The sequence below is a fragment of the Streptomyces sp. NPDC051921 genome (assembly GCF_040680975.1).
Lineage (GTDB): Bacteria > Actinomycetota > Actinomycetes > Streptomycetales > Streptomycetaceae > Streptomyces.
Window position 1 is genome coordinate 35,457 of record NZ_JBFAXU010000007.1, and the last position, 15,137, is coordinate 50,593.

Genomic DNA, 15,137 nt, shown 5'->3' on the forward strand with positions numbered 1-15,137 from the left:
GCGGCGGGCTCGGGCGCGGTGCCGCCGGCCTGGGGGGTGCCGGCACCTTCCGACAAGACCCGGGCAGGTCCGTCAGACCCCGGCCGCCCCCAGCAGCGACCCCGCCGCGTACGTCACCGCCATCGCGAGTGCACCGCCGCCGACGTTGCGCAGCACCGCGCGGGCGGGTGGGGCGGCGCCGAGGCGGGCGGACCACCAGCCGGTGAAGGCGAGGGCGGCGAGGACCGACAGGACGGTGATCCAGAGGCGGTGGGCGGCCGGGGGCAGGACGATCGCCAGGAGCGGGAGCAGGGCACCGACGGTGAAGGCGAGGAAACTGGCGCCGGCGGCGTGCCAGGGGTTGGTCAGGTCGTCCGGGTCGATGCCCAGCTCCACGCGCGCGTGGGCGCGCAGGGCGTCGCGTTCGGTGAGCTGGACGGCGGCCTCGCGGGCGACGTCCTGGGACAGCCCGCGCCGGGCCAGGAGGGCGGTGAGTTCGGCGAGTTCGGCCTCCGGCTGCTCGCGCAGCTCGCGGCGCTCCTCGGCGAGCGCGGCCTTCTCGGAGTCGCGCTGGGTGGAGACGGAGACGTACTCCCCCGCCGCCATCGACATCGAGCCGGCGAGGAGTCCGGCGAGGCCCGCGGTGAGCAGCGCGGACCGCGAGTCGGACGCGCCGGCGACGCCGACGACGAGGCCCGCGGTGGAGACGACTCCGTCGTTGGCTCCGAGCACGGCGGCCCGGAGCCAGTTGAGCCGGGAGCCGAGGCCGCCGCCGTGGGCCTCGTCGTGTGCGGGGACTTCAGTCACCCCAGGAGGGTCGCACCCGGGGCGTCACCACACGCGGACCGACCCGCCCGGCGCGAACGCGGGACTCGTCGCGCCCGCCGGCACCTCCTTCAGCGGTTCGGCGGTCTCCTCGACGGTCGGGCCGTGCACGGCGGCCAGCGTGTCGAGGTGGGCGAGGTCGAAGCCGTACACGCGGGCGGCGTTGCCGCCGACCATGGCGGCGACCTCGTCGCGCGGCAGGCCCGCGTAGGCGATGCGGAGGCCTTCGCGGGAGTACGGCGTCGTGCCCTCGTCATGGGGGTAGTCGCTGCCCCACATGATCTTGTCGAGGCCGATCCGCTCGCGCAGCGGCACCTCGTGCGGGCGCATGAAGCTCGCGCCGACGAAGCAGTTGTCCCGCCAGACCTCGCGCGGGCCCTTCCCCATGGACTCGGCGAGCCCCGCGCCGAACTTGGACTCGGCCGTGGCGGCCTTCGTCGCCGCCGACACCAGACGCCCGTGGTAGTAGTCCAGCATGTCGAGCACGCCCGGGATCCAGCCCGAGCCCTGCTCGGTCAGGACCAGCTTGAGCCCCGGGTGGCGCCGGAAGGCGCCGCCGAAGATCAGGTGCCACAGCGCCCGGTGCGAGAACCAGGTGGTCTCCACCATGAACACCGCCCGCGCGGCCGGTTCGTCGCCGAGCGGCGGCGACGCCGAGCCCCCGTGGTGGTTGACCGGCACGTCGAGCTCGGCGCAGACCGCCCAGATCGGGTCGTACGCCTCCGCGTACAGCTCGGGCACCGGTGAACCGGGCGGGACGCCGGGCAGCAGGATGCCGCCGGTGAGCCCGGCCTCGCGGGCGCGGCGGATCTCCGCGACCGCCGCGTCCACGTCGTTGAGGAGGATCTGCGCCACGCCCGCCCGGCGGCCCGGCGCGTCCGCGCAGAAGTCGGCGAGCCAGCGGTTGTGCGCCTGCAGCCCGGCCCAGCGCTGCTCGTACTCGGCCCGGCCCGGCGGCTGGGCCATCAGCGAGGCCTTGGGGAAGAACGGCGGGATGGTGTTGGGGAAGACGACCTCGGCGACGATGCCGTCCGCCTCCAGCTCCCGGAGCCGGCGCCCCGAGTTCCAGTTGCGGTCGGCGGTGTCGGCGAGCAGGTCCTCGTACGGGTTGACGTACGTGGCCGCCCAGGCGTCGAAGTCGTCGTGGTGCTTCTTCTCCAGGTACGGCCTGTAGTCGAGCAGGTCGGCGCCGGCGTGGCAGTCGGCGGAGATGACCGTGTAGCGCTCGTTCGCCCCGGCGGTCACGACGTCACCCCCAGGACGGGGAAGTCGTGCTCGGTGAGCCAGTGCCGGCCGACCTCGCGCGAGCGGGCCCAGGAGGCCTCGACCGCGGCCTGGTCGGCGGGCTGCCCCAGGTCGGCCGGGGTGGGGCCGATCCGCCGGGCGATCGGGTCCAGCTTCTGGACGTCGAATCCGAAGACCTCGGCGGCCGCGAGCCCCAGCATCCGCCGGGTCTCCGCCACCGGGATGTCGTGGAAGGTGTTCCGCAGCCACGCGCGCGTGTTGGGCCAGGTGCCCTCCGGGTGCGGGAAGTCGGAGCCCCACAGGATGTTGTCGACGCCGATCTCGTAGCGCTGGGCCAGCTCCCGCCGCTTGGTGTTGGTGGCGCAGACGAACACCTGGCGGTCCAGGTACTCGCTGGGCGGGCGCTTCAGTTCGGCGAACGGAGAGAGCTTCTTGCCGCCGTGCGCGCCGAGGTAGAGCCGGTCCATGAACCACAGCAGGTTCGGCAGCCACCAGCAGCCGGACTCGGCGACGCCGAAGCGCAGCCCCGGGTGCCGCTCGAAGACCCCGGACCAGAGCAGGAACCACAGCGGTCGGGCGGGCCACCAGGTGACCTCGGAGACGTAGATCCCCAGGTGGTCGCCGTACTCCTGGCGCGGCGCGGCACCGGAGTGGGTGACCACCGGCATCCCGGTCTCGGCGGCGGCGGCCCACACCGGGTCGTAGCGCGGGTCGTGGTACGGCTCCTTGTCCACCCACATGGACGGGATCATCAGCGCGCCGAGCCCGGACTCCTTGGCACGGTGGATCTCGGCGACGACCTCGGCCGGATCGGCGGTGACGGGCAACAGGGCCACCCCGCAGTGGCGTTCGGGGTGCTGGGCCACGAACTCGGCGAGCCAGCGGTTGTGCGCCTTGGCGCCCGCCATGCCGAGCTCGGGGTCCTGGTCGCCGGAGAGCCCCAGGCCCACGCCGAAGGGCGCGGCGGTCTGGCTGTCGACGGCGTCCGCGTCGGGGAAGACGACCTCGGCCGCCACTCCGTCGCCGTCGAGCTCCTTGATCCGCTGGGCGGCGTCCCAGCCGCCCCGCAGGCCTTCCTCGTTCTCGCTGAACCACTTGTTCGCGAAGTCCTCGTTGCGCACCCCGAGCCGGGTCATGGCCTCGCGGCGGGCCTCGCGTCCGGCGAGGAACTCGTCGAAGGCGCGGTGGAAGCGGGACTCCAGGTAGGGCCGGTACTCCTCGGTGGGGAGCCCGGCGTGGCAGTCGGAGGAGATGATCAGGTACGGGTCCTCATGGCTCATGGCCAAGGCCTCTCAGTCGAGGATGAAGCTCTCCAGGTACGACGGTTCGGCGCGGTCGAGCATCGACTGCGAACGCGCCCTGATCTGCCGGTCGCTGTGCTCGCTCGGCGGGAGCATCCAGAACCGGTCGGCCCTGATCCCCTCGACGACGTGCCCGGCGACCTCCTCGACCGGGGTGAAGGCGACCTCGTGCCCGGCCTCCTTCATCGCGGCCTCCCACTGGTCGAGGCTGCGGTACGGGGTCTTGCGGGGGCGCTGCTTGGCGTACCGCTCGGGCCGGTTGCGGTGCGACTCCCACAGGCCGGTGCGCAGCATGTGGGGCCCGGGGAACAGCACGGAGGCGCCGACCCGGGCGCGTTCCGCCTTCAGGTGCGCGTACAGCGACTCGGTCATGGTGACGACGGCGGACTTGGTGACGGCGTACACGGAGGCGGTGGGCAGCGGGGCGATGCCGCCGTCGCCGGAGGAGGTGTTGACGACGTGGCCGGGCTCGCCGCCCGCGATCATCCGTGGCACGAAGGCCTGGATGCCGTGGAAGACGCCCCACACGTTGACGGCGAAGGCCCACTTCCAGTCGTTGGGCTCGTGCTCCCACATGCGGCCCTCGGCGCCGGAGCCGACGCCGGCGTTGTTGCACAGCACGTGGACCGCGCCGAAGGTCTCGTACGCGGAGTCGGCGAAGGCCCGCACGGAGTCGGGCTCGCTCACGTCGACGATCCGGGCGAGGACCTGCGCCCCGCCTTCCATCAGCTCCTCGGCGGCCTCGGCGAGCGGGCCCTCCTCCACGTCCCCCATGACGACGGCGAGCCCCTCGGCGGCGAAGCGGCGGGCCATCGCGCGACCGATGCCACTGGCCGCGCCGGTGACGACGGCGACCTGTCCCTCACGAAGCTCCATCAGGACCGGCTCCCTTCCGGCGGCGCGTCGAGCGCCTGCTGCGGGTCGTCGTACCGCTGGTGCAGATAGGGCAGCAGGCCCTGGGCGCTGACCCGTTCGACGACCCGGCCCTTCTGGTCGGTGGTCTTCTCCCCGATGGTGATCTCGACGAGCCGGCGGACCGGGAGGTCGGCGACCGGGTCGTACATCGACTCGCGCAGGACGACGTCGCCGGTGATCCTCTCCAGCCTGCGCACCTTCTCGTTGCGCACGCAGTGCACCAGGACGGGGTCGCCGTCGAAGCCCGAACCGTCCACCGCGGGAAGGAACTTGAAGTAGAAGTCGGTCTTCTCGACGGGCTCGGGCAGCGGCAGCGCGCCCGAGACGGCGCCCCGCACCTCGACGAAGGCGATGCCGTGCCGGGCGAGGGAGGCGGTCACGACGAGTCCGTCCCGCTCGACGAGGACCTCGCCGAGCTTCTTCGGCTCGCCGAAGACCTCGCGCCCGCCGGTCAGGGCGCGCTCGTGGGTCATCGGCATGACCAGCGGGTACCAGCCCTCCTGGTCGCCGTGGGCGGCGGCGACGGCGACGGAGCCCGCGCCCAGCGGGTAGCCGGGCAGGTCGACCTTGCTGATGTTGGCCCGCACGAGCGGGCGCCCGGTGGGCTTGAGCGGGGGCGGCAGGACGGCCGCCACGACGTCGGGATCGGTCTCCCAGACGGCGACGACTCCGGTGGACCAGATGTCGGGGATTCCGGCGCTCTTCTCTCGGGTCGCGGCGATCTCCGCCTCGGTGCGCGCCCCGTACCGTACTCGTGCCATGACGTACCACCTTCCGGGAACGTATCGGCCTGTAACACAGTTACACCGATGGCCCGGAAGGGTAAAGAGGCGTGGCACACGAGCGAGTTGGGGGATCGATCCGATGGCACGCACCGCGCTGACCCGCGACGAGGTCCTGGACACCGCCGCCGCCCTGGTCAAGGAGCACGGCCCGGCGGCCCTCACCATGCGCCGCCTCGCCGCCGAACTCGGCACCGCGGTGACGTCGATCTACTGGCACGTGGGCAATCGCGAGTCGCTCCTCGACGCCCTCGTCGAGCGCACGGTCGCCGACCTCGGCACCCTCCGCCCCCGCGGCGCCGACCCGGCCGCCCGGATCGTCTCGGTGGCCGTCCTGCTGCGCCGCGCCCTGCGCGAGCGGCCGCACCTCGTCGCGATGGTCCACGAACGCGGCCTGACGGAACGCATGTTCCTGCCCGCCCAGCGCGCCCTGGTGCACGAGGCCCACGAGGCAGGCCTGCGCGGCGCCCGCGCGGCCGAACTGGTCCGGGCGGTCCAGTTCCAGGTCGTCGGGCACGTCCTGGTCGAGCGCAACCGGGAACGCGCGCCCGCCCAGTCCCCCGCCGAGACCGATCTCTGGGCCGCGGACGCGGCCGCGGGGACGGCGGGGGCGGACCCGGCCCTGGCCCACGCCCTGGCCGCACCGGTCGACACCGACGTGCTCTTCACCACGTCCGTACGGGCTCTGGTGACGGGGCTGCTGGCCGGTCCGGCGACCCCCGGGCCGTCAACGGGATGACCGGTTCCGGCCACCGATCGGGCACCGGGGGTCCGGCTGTCGGCGAGGGCCCGTATTCTCAGTGACCATGCTCGACGACCGTACGACAGCAGCGACGTGGCCGGCCGCCTACCCACAGGGGTACGCGGTCGTCGACGTGGAGACCACCGGACTCGCCCGCGACGACCGGATAGTGTCGGCTGCCGTCTACCGGCTGGACGCGCAGGGGAACGTCGAGGACCACTGGTACACGCTGGTCAATCCCGAGCGGGACCCGGGGCCGGTGTGGATCCACGGCCTGACGAGCGACGTGCTCGCGGGGGCTCCGCTGTTCCCGGAGATCGCCGAGGAGTTCTCCGCGCGGCTGGACGGCCGGGTGCTGGTCGCGCACAACGCGATGTTCGACTGGCAGATGATCGCCCGCGAGTACGCGCGGGCCGAGAGCGCCGCGCCCGTGCGGCAGCGGCTCTGCACGATCGCGCTGTCCAAGGAGCTGTCGCTGCCGCTGCCCAACCACAAGCTGGAGTCGCTCGCCGCGCACTTCGGCGTGGTGCAGCAGCGGGCGCACAACGCGCTGGACGACGCCCGGGTGCTCGCGGAGGCGTTCCGGCCGAGCCTCCACGCCGCCGCCGAGCGCAACGTGCGGCTGCCGCTGCTGGAGTGCCGGCCACTGACCGAGTGGGCCTCGGCGCCGGCGCAGCCGCGGATCGGCTACCAGGCCTCGTACCGGACGAACGGCTGGCGGCCCTCGCGGAAGCGGCCCGCGTGCCCGTACCCGAATCCCGGACGGTACGAGTCGAACAAACCACTCAAGCAGGGCATGCGGGTGGCGTTCTCCGGCGACACCTCCGTCGACCGCGAGCTCCTGGAGGACCGTACGGTCGAGGCCGGGCTGCACGTGGCGACGAGTGTGTCGCGGCTCACCAGTCTGCTCGTCACCAACGACCCGGACTCCGCCACCTCCAAGACCGTCAAGGCGAAGGCTTTCGGCACGCCGGTCGTCGACGAGGCCGCCTATACGCAGCTGCTGCGGGACGTGGCCCCGGCCGACGCCTGACGGCGGCAGACGGGTGACGGCCGGGCGCGCCGCCCGGCCTTCGTCCACGCCTGGCCCCACCCTGTGGCGCATGGCACGTTGTGAGGTCTGCGGAAACGATTACGGCATGTCCTTCGAGGTGCACGCGCAGGGCGCGGTGCACGTCTTCGACTGCTTCGCCTGCGCCATCCACCGCATGGCGCCCATCTGCGAGCACTGCCGGGTCCAGATCATCGGACAGGGCGTGGAGGTCGAGGGCAGCTGGTACTGCGGCGGCCACTGCGCCCGCGCGGAGGGGAAGGTGGGCATCGTCGACAAGGTGTGACGAAACGATCCTCTGGTCGCTCACCCCGGTGACCGGAACCCCCGTGCGGTCACCCCACGGCCTCGGATGTACGGTCGTGGGGTGTACCGCTTCCTGTTGTCCCGGCAGTGGGTGATCCTCACCCTCCTGGCCCTCGTCCTCATCCCCGTGATGATCGAGCTGGGCTTCTGGCAGTTCCACCGGCACGAGCGCCGGGTCGCCCAGAACACCCTGATCGCGGACAACCTCACGGCGAAGCCCGTCCCCGTCGAGGAGCTCACCTCCCCCGGGCACACCGTCCCGCGCGCCGACTACTGGCGGCACGTGACCGCCACCGGCACCTTCGACACCGCGCACGAGGTCGTCGTCCGCCGGCGGGTCTCGTCCGACGAGCGGGTCGGCGTGCACGTGCTGACCCCGCTGGTGCTGAAGGACGGCAAGGTCGTCCTGGTGAACCGCGGCTGGATTGAGGCGGCGACCGACCAGCGCGCCTACCCCGAGGTGCCGCCCGCCCCCCGGGGCGAGGTCACCGTCACCGGCCGGCTGATGACCGACGAGACCACCGGCGCCAGCGGCATCAAGGACCTCAAGGGCCTGCCGGACCGTCAGGTCATGCTGATCAACAGCGCCCAGCAGACCGAGCTCGTCGGCCGCCCCGTCCTCGGCGGCTACCTGGAGCAGACCGCCCCCGAGCCGGCCGGCGGCGCTCCCGAGCTGATCCCCGACCCCGACCACGACTCGATCGGCGCGCACATGGCGTACGCCGTGCAGTGGTGGCTCTTCTCGGCCGGCGTTCCCGTCGGCTGGGTGGTCCTCGTGCGGCGCGAGAGGCGCGACCGGGAGGCCGCGGCCGGCGAGGCCGAGGCGTCGGAGGGGACCCCCGAGCCCGCCGGGGCGACCGCCTGAACCCGTCCGCGCCGCCGCCCGGACCTGATTGACCGTCGCCGCTTCCGGGAACAGCCCAAAGCGTGACGCAACGTATCGACGACTACGCCCTCATCGGGGATCTCCAGACCGCCGCACTCGTCGGCCGCGACGGGTCGATCGACTGGCTGTGTCTGCCCCGCTTCGACTCGGCCGCCTGCTTCGCCGCCCTCCTGGGCGACGAGGACAACGGGCACTGGCGGATCGCCCCCAAGGGCGCCACGACCTGCACGAGCCGCCGCTACGTCGAGGACACCCTGGTCCTGGAGACCGTGTGGGAGACGCGCACCGGCACGGTCAAGGTCGTCGACTTCATGCCGCAGCGCGACCAGGCCCCCGACGTCATGCGGATCGTCGAAGGGGTCAGCGGGCACGTGGAGATGAGCGCGGTGCTGCGGCTGCGCTTCGACTACGGCTCGATCGTGCCGTGGATGCGCCGCTCCGACGGGCACCGGGTGGCGGTCGCCGGGCCCGACTCGGCCTGGCTGCGCAGCGATCCGCCGGTGAAGACCTGGGGCCAGCAGTTCGCGACCTGCTCGGCGTTCACCGTCACCGCCGGCGAGAAGGTCGCCTTCGTGCTCACCTGGCACCCCTCCCACGAACCGCGCCCCGAGCTGGTGGACCCCTTCGACGCCCTGGAGCACTCGCTCGCCGACTGGCGGGCGTGGGCCGCCCGCTGCACGTACGAGGGGCCCTTCCGGGACGCGGTGGTGCGCTCCCTGATCACCCTGAAGGCGCTCACCTACGCACCGACCGGCGGGATCGTCGCCGCCCCCACCACCTCCCTGCCGGAGGAGCTCGGCGGGGTGCGCAACTGGGACTACCGGGCCTGCTGGCTGCGCGACTCCTCCCTCACCCTCAACGCCCTGCTCTCCGCCGGGTACGACGAGGAGGCGGCGGCCTGGCGCGACTGGCTGCTGCGCGCGGTGGCCGGCGACCCGGCCGACCTGCAGATCATGTACGGGCCCGCCGGGGAGCGCCGGATGCCCGAGATGACCCTGCCCTGGCTGCGCGGCTACGCGGACTCGGCGCCCGTACGGATCGGCAACGCGGCCGTCGAGCAGTTCCAGCTGGACGTGTACGGAGAGGTGTTGGACTCCCTCTTCCGGGCGCGGGAGGCCGGGATCCCGGCGCAGCGGCACGCCTGGAACCTGCAGCTGAGCCTGCTCGGCTTCCTGGAGTCGACCTGGCGCGAGCCCGACGAGGGGCTGTGGGAGGTGCGGGGGCCGCGCCGGCACTTCGTGCACTCCAAGGTGATGGCGTGGGTGGCGGCCGACCGGGCGGTGCGCACATTGGAGGACGACCCCTCGCTGCCGGGGGACGCGGCGCGCTGGCGGACGCTGCGGGACGCGATCCACGCGGAGGTGTGCGCGAAGGGCTACGACCCGGTCAGGAACACCTTCACCCAGTCCTACGGTTCGGTCGAGCTGGACGCGGCGACCCTGCTGATCCCGCGGGTCGGTTTCCTGCCGCCGGACGATCCCCGGGTGACGGGCACGGTCGACGCGGTCCGGGCGGAGCTGACGCAGCACGGTCTCGTACGCCGCTACTCGACGGAGGGCGCCTCGGTCGACGGCCTGCCGGGGCAGGAGGGCACGTTCCTGGTGTGCTCGTTCTGGCTGGCGGACGCGCTGCGGATGACCGGCCGGGTGAAGGAGGCGCGCGAGCTGTTCGAGCGGCTCGTCGGACTGTGCAGCGACGTGGGGCTGCTCGCCGAGGAGTACGACCCGGCGACCGGGCGGCAGCTCGGGAACTTCCCGCAGGCCTTCAGTCACATCGGGCTCGTGGGCACCGCGGTCGAACTGGCCGCGGAGGACCCCTGAGCGCCCTGACGCGGCGGCACGGCGCCCCCCAGCGGTCCCCGTCGGCGGACCGGAACGGCACGGCCGGTGGCCACGTCGCGGGTGAACGCCCGCGGTGCGGATCTTCCTGCGGCGCTGGGCGCGCGACCTAGAATCGGGCCATGGATCTTGGGCTGAAGGACCGTGTGTACGTGGTGACCGGCGCGACCCGGGGGCTCGGCCGGGCCTCGGCGGAGGCGCTGCTCGCCGAGGGAGCGAAGGTGCTGCTCACCGGGCGCGAGGAGAAGACCGTCGCCGAGACGGCGGCCGAACTCGGCCCGAACGCGGCGGGAATCGCCGCCGACAACGCCGACCCGGCGACCCCGGCCCGGCTGGTCGCGGAGGCGCGGTCCCGGTTCGGCGGCTTCGACGGCATCCTCATCAGCGTGGGCGGCCCGGCGCCGGGCTTCGGCGCCGACAACACCGACGACGAGTGGGCGACCGCCTTCGACACGGTCTTCCTGGGCGCCGTGCGGCTGGCCCGCGAGGCGGCGGAGAGGCTGACCGAGGGCGGGGTCATCGGCCTCGTGCTGTCCGGGTCGGTGCACGAGCCGATCCCCGGGCTGGCCATCTCCAACGGCCTGCGCCCCGGTCTGGCCGGCTTCGCCAAGTCCCTCTCCAACGACGTGGGCCCGCGCGGCATCCGGGTCGTCGGCCTGCTGCCGAGCCGCATCGACACCGACCGGGTGCGCTACCTCGACGGCCTGTCCGGGGACGCGGACGCGACCCGCGTGGCCAACGAGGCGCGGATCCCGCTGCGCCGCTACGGCACCCCCGAGGAGTTCGGGCGCACGGCCGCGTTCCTGCTCTCCCCCGCCGCCTCGTACCTCACGGGCGTGATGCTCCCGGTGGACGGCGGGGCGCGGAGCGGCTTCTAGGTCGTGTCCGGCGAGGGCCGGACAGGCCCCGGGGTCTCCTCCCGCTCAGGTCACGCGCCGGGCCCGGTGCTTGACCGCGCGCAGCCGGGCCTCGGTGGGCAGGGCGGGCAGCCCGGTGGACGTACGCGCGTTGCCGAGCGCCTGCGCGGACAGCGCGGTCAGGGCGTCGGCCGGGGAGGCGTACGGCTCCAGGAGCAGCGCGACCCTCGTCCGCGGCGCGGTGCGCCGACCGGTGAGCGCCACCCGGGCCCGGGCCACGCCCTCCTGGGCGGCGGCGTCGGCCTCCAGGACGGTCTCCAGGGCCCGGCCGCGCACCACGGCCTCCTCGCCGTCGCCACTGTCGACGAGGACCTCGCGGAGCCGGGCCCGCCGGAACTGGGCGATCAGCCACCACAGGGCGAGCAGCACGACGACCCCGAGCACGGCGATGACCACCGGCCACCACCAGCTCTCGGCGCGCCAGTGCTGGCGCTGGGAGCGCGTGAGCAGCACGTCGCCCGGCCCGGACCAGGGCCACCAGGAGGGCACGGGCAGATCGAACCCGGCCGCCAGGACGGCGCCGCCGCCCACCACGAGCAGCAGGCCGACGAGGGCCAGCACGATCCGGTTGACGCGCCGGAGCACGACGGTCACCGCGTCACCCCTTCCTGGGCGGCCGGGCCACCCGCACCGTCAGGGCCGGCGGGTGGGCGAGCCCCAGTTCGTCGATGCCGACGCCGAGGACGGTCTCCAGGTCGGCGCGGACCACGTCGAGTTCGCGGAAGTGGGAGACCGCCCGGACCCCCACCTTGGCCCGGCCCATCCGCACCCGCACCGACTGCACACCGGACACCTCCATGGCCCGGTCGCGCAGCGCCAGCGCGGCGGCGTCCCGGTCCAGCCCGGCCCGTACGTCGGCGTGCTCGCGCCGCATGGGCAGCACCTGCCGCAGGCCCGGGGTGGCCGCCAGGACGAGGAGCCACAGTCCGAGCACCACCGCGAGCGCGGCACTGGCGAGCACCCAGGCGTTGTCGAGGGGCCGGGTGGCGAGGTCGTCGGCGAGGGAGCTGCGCCAGGCCATGGCGGTGTGCTCGGCGCGGACGGCGGCCACGTCGTAGAGGAGCAGTCCGGTCCCGCCGAGAAGGACGGCGGCGAGGAGCGCGGCGGGGATCCGCCGCACGGCCCAGAAGCGTCGAGGGGCCTGGGCGGGGGGCGGCGCGTCGTCCTCGGGGACGGGGCCGGTCTCGGTGGTCATTTCAGGCGCCCCCGTCTGTGGTCGTGGGCGGTGTGGACGGAGTGCAGCCGCTCGACGTGGACGGCGACCTCGTGGACCTCGATGCCGACCAGTGACTCCACCCGGGTGCGGACGCGTCCGCGGACGGCGCCGCACTGGCGGCCGATGTCGGCGGGGTAGTCGAGTTCGAGGGTGACCGAGACCCGGGCGACGTCACGGTGCACCACCACCGAGGCGTGCGGCGCGGAACCCTCCTTGGGCACCGCGTCGATCGCCTCGCGCGCCGCCTGGGCGGCGATCTTCGCGACGACCCGGTCGGCGATCGTCGTCGCGCCCCGGGTGGCCGCCCCCACCCGGTCCTTCACCAGGTCCGGCACCCGCGGTCACCGCCGTCGGTCGCCGCGGTCGCGGCCTCGGAACAGATCGCCGGGCTCCAGGTCCCCTTCCAGGAACCGCCCGACCACGAAGCCGATCGCGCCGAGAGCCGCGACCAGCACGAATGCTCCGAAGCCGCCGAAGTACCCGGCGAAGCCGAGCGCCATGCCGGCCACCAGGCCGACCACCGCCATGCTCATGCTGAGCCCCTTCCGCCCTACCGCCTTCGGTTACTGGAGCCGGGTCTCCGGCTCCTCTTCCTCTTCTTCCGGCAGCTTGACGTCGCTGACGGCGATGTTGACCTCGACGACCTCCAGGCCGGTCATGCGCTCGACAGCGGCGATGACGTTCTCCCGGACGGCGCCGGCCACCTCGGAGATCGACACGCCGTAGTCGACGACGATCTCCAGGTCGAGCGCGGTCTGCAACTCCCCGACCTCTGCCTTGACGCCCCGGGTGACGCCGGACTTCGTCCCGCCGCCGGGTACCCGGTCCCGGACGGCGCCGAGCGTGCGGGAGAAGCCGCTGCCCATGGCGTGGACGCCGACGACATCACGGGCGGCCATGCCGGCGATCTTCTCGACGACGCCGTCGGCGATCGTGGTGCGCCCGCGGGCGGCGGGATCGCCGCCCCCGCGCTTCACGGGGGCGGGGTTCTGCTGTTCGGAACGCGGGCTGTCGGCCATCATCAGCCTTCCCTTTCATCCGCTTTCATCTCATTTGCTCACACTACGGCCGGTTGCCCTGTCTTGCGCCGGGTATGCGGCAGGCTGGAGCAATGACGACGGCTGAGGTGTGGCGCACGACGGATCGGCTGCTGCCGCTCGGCGGCGCGGCGGACGGCGCGTGGATCGCGGAGCACGCGGTGCGGGCACTGCTCGTGGCGGCCGCGGAAGGGGTGCGGGGCGTGGTGCCCGGGCGCCCGCGGTTCCGGCTCGCCGAGGAGGCCGGGACCCCCTTTTCCGTGCCGCCGGGCGGCCTGCCGCCCGGACTCCTGGAGATCTCGCTGGACTTCGGGGCGGTGGCGGGTCGCCCCCTGCCCGCGCTGGCGGAACGGCTTCGGGCCGCGCTGCTGGGGACGGCGGAGGACACGCTCGGGCTCGCGGTCGACGCGGTGAACCTGCGGGTGACGGAGCTCCTCGACGCCGCTCCGGATTCGGCGCCCCCCGCTCCGCCACCCGGGCGAACGACGCCGCCGGCCCCCGACTCCGCCGCCGCGCTCGCCGCGCTGGCGGTCCCGGGTGTCGCGGCGCTGACCGACGCCTTCGGCTCACCCGTGCACCAGGACGACGGACGGCTCCGGATCGAGCTGGCGGTCACCGCGGGCCGTCGCGCCCTGGACGTCGTCCGCGCCGTCCGGACAGCGGTGACCGCCGCCACCCCTGGGGCGACGGCGGTCACGGTGCTGGTGTCGGAGCTGCGCTGACAGGTCCGGAGCGGCGTCGGAGCTGCTCCGACAGGTCCGGTGCGGTGCCGCAGCTGCGCCGACTGGTCCGGGGCGGCTCAGTCGCCGAGGCCGGCCAGGTCGCGCAGCCGCCGCGCCTGCGCGGCCCGCTCGGCGACCCGCTGCTCCTCGTACGAGCGCCCGGAGACGCCCTGCAGCAGGGCCTTGGTCTCGATGACGGCGGAGCGCGGGGCCGCGAGCAGCGCGGCGCTCAGGTCGCGTACGGCACCGTCGAGGTCGGCCGCGGGCACCGCGAGGTTGGCCAGGCCGATGCGCTCGGCCTCCTCGGCGTGGACGAACCGCCCGGTGGCGCAGATCTCCAGGGCGCGCGCGTAACCCACGAGGGAGACGAGGGGGTGCGTCCCGGTCAGGTCCGGGACGAGGCCCAGGCTGGTCTCGCGCATGGCGAACTGCACGTCGTCGGCGACGACCCGCAGGTCGCAGCCGAGCGCGAGCTGGAAGCCCGCGCCGATGGCGTGCCCCTGGACGGCCGCGATCGACACGATGTCGCTGCGGCGCCACCAGGTGAACGCTTCCTGGTACTCGGCGATGACCGCGTCGAGGTCCTCGTCGGAACCACGCGCGAGATCGAGGAAGGACGGCTCTCCGTCGAAGCCCTCGGGCGTGAACGCCTGCCGGTCGAGGCCCGCGGAGAAGGACTTGCCCTCACCGCGCAGGACCACGACCCGCACGCTGCCCGGAAGCGACCGGCCGGCCTCCGTCAACGCCCGCCACAGAGCGGGAGACTGGGCGTTGCGCTTCGCCGGATTGGTCAGGGTCACCGTGGCAACGGCGTCCTCGACGGTGAGCCGTACACCGTCCTTGTCGAAAACGAGCTCTTCGTGCTCAGAGTCGTGGAGCGAAGTCATGGGGCGCCTCCGGTTCCGGTGCAGCACTGCATCCGATGCTAAGTGACTGCACAGTAACCACCCGGCCGGCCACACGACCGACCGGGTGGCCACCGAAAGACCCGGTGGACCGATCGAGCCGCCCCGATGTCAGGCCGAGGCCGCCTTCTTGCCCCGTGTCGCTCCGCCGCGTCCACGCAGCGTGACTCCGGACTCGCTGAGCATCCGGTGGACGAATCCGTAGGAGCGGCCGGTTTCCTCGGCCAGCGCCCGGATGCTCGCACCGGAGTCGTACTTCTTCTTCAGGTCTGCCGCGAGCTTGTCGCGCGCGGCGCCGGTCACCCGGCTGCCCTTCTTCAGAGTCTCGGCCACCCGTGCCTCCTCATGGGAAGTGCGCTCTGGACTTCTCATGATCACCCCTCCCGGACGTCCTGGCCACCCATTCGACAAGGTCCGTGCCATTCGCTTGGACCGAGCGCCCTGGACCGCCACGACCGGAATTGATCGTT

General features: G+C 73.4%; 19 protein-coding genes. 7 read left to right on the top strand and 12 right to left on the bottom strand.

All coding sequences use genetic code 11. The features are described from left to right. Positions 1–72: 72 nt before the first annotated feature. Genes AB0M16_RS11460 through AB0M16_RS11480 form a run of 5 tightly spaced genes read right to left on the bottom strand, consistent with a single transcriptional unit; the run spans position 73 to position 5,026 of the window. Positions 73–786: a VIT family protein gene (locus AB0M16_RS11460; protein WP_365341389.1), complete on the bottom strand. Its 714-nt coding sequence runs from the start codon at positions 784–786 to the stop codon at positions 73–75. Positions 787–810: 24 nt separating this feature from the next. Further along, positions 811–2,049: an amidohydrolase family protein gene (locus tag AB0M16_RS11465; protein WP_365341391.1), complete on the bottom strand. Its 1,239-nt coding sequence runs from the start codon at positions 2,047–2,049 to the stop codon at positions 811–813. Then, positions 2,046–3,329 carry an amidohydrolase family protein gene (locus AB0M16_RS11470; protein ID WP_365341393.1) on the bottom strand — a complete coding sequence of 428 codons (1,284 nt, stop codon included), beginning with the start codon at positions 3,327–3,329 and terminating at the stop codon, positions 2,046–2,048. The genes AB0M16_RS11465 and AB0M16_RS11470 overlap by 4 nt, the downstream gene beginning before the upstream one ends. A 12-nt stretch (positions 3,330–3,341) precedes the next feature. Beyond that, positions 3,342–4,226, bottom strand: coding sequence for an SDR family NAD(P)-dependent oxidoreductase (locus AB0M16_RS11475; RefSeq protein WP_365341395.1), 885 nt, complete (start codon positions 4,224–4,226; stop codon positions 3,342–3,344). Further along, a complete protein-coding gene (locus tag AB0M16_RS11480; RefSeq protein WP_365341397.1) occupies positions 4,226–5,026 on the bottom strand; it encodes an acetoacetate decarboxylase family protein in 801 nt (266 codons plus the stop codon). The genes AB0M16_RS11475 and AB0M16_RS11480 overlap by 1 nt, the downstream gene beginning before the upstream one ends. Positions 5,027–5,129: 103 nt before the next feature. Here AB0M16_RS11480 and AB0M16_RS11485 point away from each other — a divergent pair, with 103 nt between their 5' ends. From AB0M16_RS11485 to AB0M16_RS11510, 6 genes are all read left to right on the top strand, one after another. Then, a complete protein-coding gene (locus AB0M16_RS11485) occupies positions 5,130–5,786 on the top strand; it encodes a TetR family transcriptional regulator (RefSeq protein ID WP_365341398.1) in 657 nt (218 codons plus the stop codon). Positions 5,787–5,847: 61 nt separating this feature from the next. Beyond that, on the top strand, positions 5,848–6,822 hold the full coding sequence (locus AB0M16_RS11490; protein ID WP_365341400.1) for a DEDDh family exonuclease: 975 nt from the start codon (positions 5,848–5,850) through the stop codon (positions 6,820–6,822). A gap of 70 nt (positions 6,823–6,892) precedes the next feature. Beyond that, positions 6,893–7,126, top strand: a complete 234-nt coding sequence (locus AB0M16_RS11495) for a hypothetical protein (RefSeq protein WP_078489738.1) — start codon at positions 6,893–6,895, stop codon at positions 7,124–7,126. 81 nt (positions 7,127–7,207) lie between these two features. Further along, a complete protein-coding gene (locus AB0M16_RS11500) occupies positions 7,208–8,011 on the top strand; it encodes an SURF1 family protein (protein WP_365341402.1) in 804 nt (267 codons plus the stop codon). Between the two features lie 62 nt (positions 8,012–8,073). Beyond that, on the top strand, positions 8,074–9,852 hold the full coding sequence (locus AB0M16_RS11505; RefSeq protein ID WP_365341404.1) for a glycoside hydrolase family 15 protein: 1,779 nt from the start codon (positions 8,074–8,076) through the stop codon (positions 9,850–9,852). A 140-nt stretch (positions 9,853–9,992) separates the two neighbouring features. Continuing rightward, positions 9,993–10,748: an SDR family oxidoreductase gene (locus AB0M16_RS11510; RefSeq protein ID WP_365341406.1), complete on the top strand. Its 756-nt coding sequence runs from the start codon at positions 9,993–9,995 to the stop codon at positions 10,746–10,748. A 45-nt stretch (positions 10,749–10,793) separates the two neighbouring features. Here the strand turns inward: AB0M16_RS11510 and amaP are convergent, their stop codons facing one another. From amaP to AB0M16_RS11535, 5 genes are read right to left on the bottom strand one after another with little or no spacing between them, the layout of a single operon-like run. Then, the gene (gene amaP, locus AB0M16_RS11515; RefSeq protein ID WP_365341407.1) at positions 10,794–11,381 is read right to left on the bottom strand and encodes an alkaline shock response membrane anchor protein AmaP; all 588 of its coding nucleotides are present in this window, start codon (positions 11,379–11,381) and stop codon (positions 10,794–10,796) included. A gap of 4 nt (positions 11,382–11,385) precedes the next feature. Beyond that, a complete protein-coding gene (locus AB0M16_RS11520; protein ID WP_365341410.1) occupies positions 11,386–11,982 on the bottom strand; it encodes a DUF6286 domain-containing protein in 597 nt (198 codons plus the stop codon). Continuing rightward, on the bottom strand, positions 11,979–12,329 hold the full coding sequence (locus tag AB0M16_RS11525; protein WP_365341808.1) for a hypothetical protein: 351 nt from the start codon (positions 12,327–12,329) through the stop codon (positions 11,979–11,981). Before AB0M16_RS11525 ends, AB0M16_RS11520 begins: the two co-directional genes overlap by 4 nt. Positions 12,330–12,344: 15 nt before the next feature. After that, the gene (locus AB0M16_RS11530; RefSeq protein ID WP_365341412.1) at positions 12,345–12,536 is read right to left on the bottom strand and encodes a hypothetical protein; all 192 of its coding nucleotides are present in this window, start codon (positions 12,534–12,536) and stop codon (positions 12,345–12,347) included. 30 nt (positions 12,537–12,566) lie between these two features. Further along, positions 12,567–13,025, bottom strand: a complete 459-nt coding sequence (locus AB0M16_RS11535; protein ID WP_365341414.1) for an Asp23/Gls24 family envelope stress response protein — start codon at positions 13,023–13,025, stop codon at positions 12,567–12,569. An 89-nt stretch (positions 13,026–13,114) separates the two neighbouring features. Here AB0M16_RS11535 and AB0M16_RS11540 point away from each other — a divergent pair, with 89 nt between their 5' ends. Next, the gene (locus AB0M16_RS11540; protein WP_365341416.1) at positions 13,115–13,762 is read left to right on the top strand and encodes a hypothetical protein; all 648 of its coding nucleotides are present in this window, start codon (positions 13,115–13,117) and stop codon (positions 13,760–13,762) included. Positions 13,763–13,839: 77 nt separating this feature from the next. Here the strand turns inward: AB0M16_RS11540 and AB0M16_RS11545 are convergent, their stop codons facing one another. Beyond that, a complete protein-coding gene (locus tag AB0M16_RS11545; protein ID WP_365341418.1) occupies positions 13,840–14,649 on the bottom strand; it encodes an enoyl-CoA hydratase/isomerase family protein in 810 nt (269 codons plus the stop codon). A gap of 129 nt (positions 14,650–14,778) precedes the next feature. After that, positions 14,779–15,000: a helix-turn-helix domain-containing protein gene (locus AB0M16_RS11550; protein WP_006123601.1), complete on the bottom strand. Its 222-nt coding sequence runs from the start codon at positions 14,998–15,000 to the stop codon at positions 14,779–14,781. Between the last annotated feature and the right edge of the window lie 137 nt (positions 15,001–15,137).

What these genes read in the sequence shown, in the direction of transcription:
- AB0M16_RS11475 (WP_365341395.1), bottom strand. Translation starts at nt 4,226, where the DNA reads ATGGAGCTTCGTGAGGGACAGGTCGCCGTCGTCACCGGCGCGGCCAGT.
- AB0M16_RS11535 (WP_365341414.1), bottom strand. Translation starts at nt 13,025, where the DNA reads ATGATGGCCGACAGCCCGCGTTCCGAACAGCAGAACCCCGCCCCCGTG.
- AB0M16_RS11530 (WP_365341412.1), bottom strand. Translation starts at nt 12,536, where the DNA reads ATGAGCATGGCGGTGGTCGGCCTGGTGGCCGGCATGGCGCTCGGCTTC.
- AB0M16_RS11520 (WP_365341410.1), bottom strand. Translation starts at nt 11,982, where the DNA reads ATGACCACCGAGACCGGCCCCGTCCCCGAGGACGACGCGCCGCCCCCC.
- AB0M16_RS11495 (WP_078489738.1), top strand. Translation starts at nt 6,893, where the DNA reads ATGGCACGTTGTGAGGTCTGCGGAAACGATTACGGCATGTCCTTCGAG.
- AB0M16_RS11485 (WP_365341398.1), top strand. Translation starts at nt 5,130, where the DNA reads ATGGCACGCACCGCGCTGACCCGCGACGAGGTCCTGGACACCGCCGCC.
- AB0M16_RS11510 (WP_365341406.1), top strand. Translation starts at nt 9,993, where the DNA reads ATGGATCTTGGGCTGAAGGACCGTGTGTACGTGGTGACCGGCGCGACC.
- AB0M16_RS11545 (WP_365341418.1), bottom strand. Translation starts at nt 14,649, where the DNA reads ATGACTTCGCTCCACGACTCTGAGCACGAAGAGCTCGTTTTCGACAAG.
- AB0M16_RS11540 (WP_365341416.1), top strand. Translation starts at nt 13,115, where the DNA reads ATGACGACGGCTGAGGTGTGGCGCACGACGGATCGGCTGCTGCCGCTC.
- AB0M16_RS11480 (WP_365341397.1), bottom strand. Translation starts at nt 5,026, where the DNA reads ATGGCACGAGTACGGTACGGGGCGCGCACCGAGGCGGAGATCGCCGCG.
- AB0M16_RS11470 (WP_365341393.1), bottom strand. Translation starts at nt 3,329, where the DNA reads ATGAGCCATGAGGACCCGTACCTGATCATCTCCTCCGACTGCCACGCC.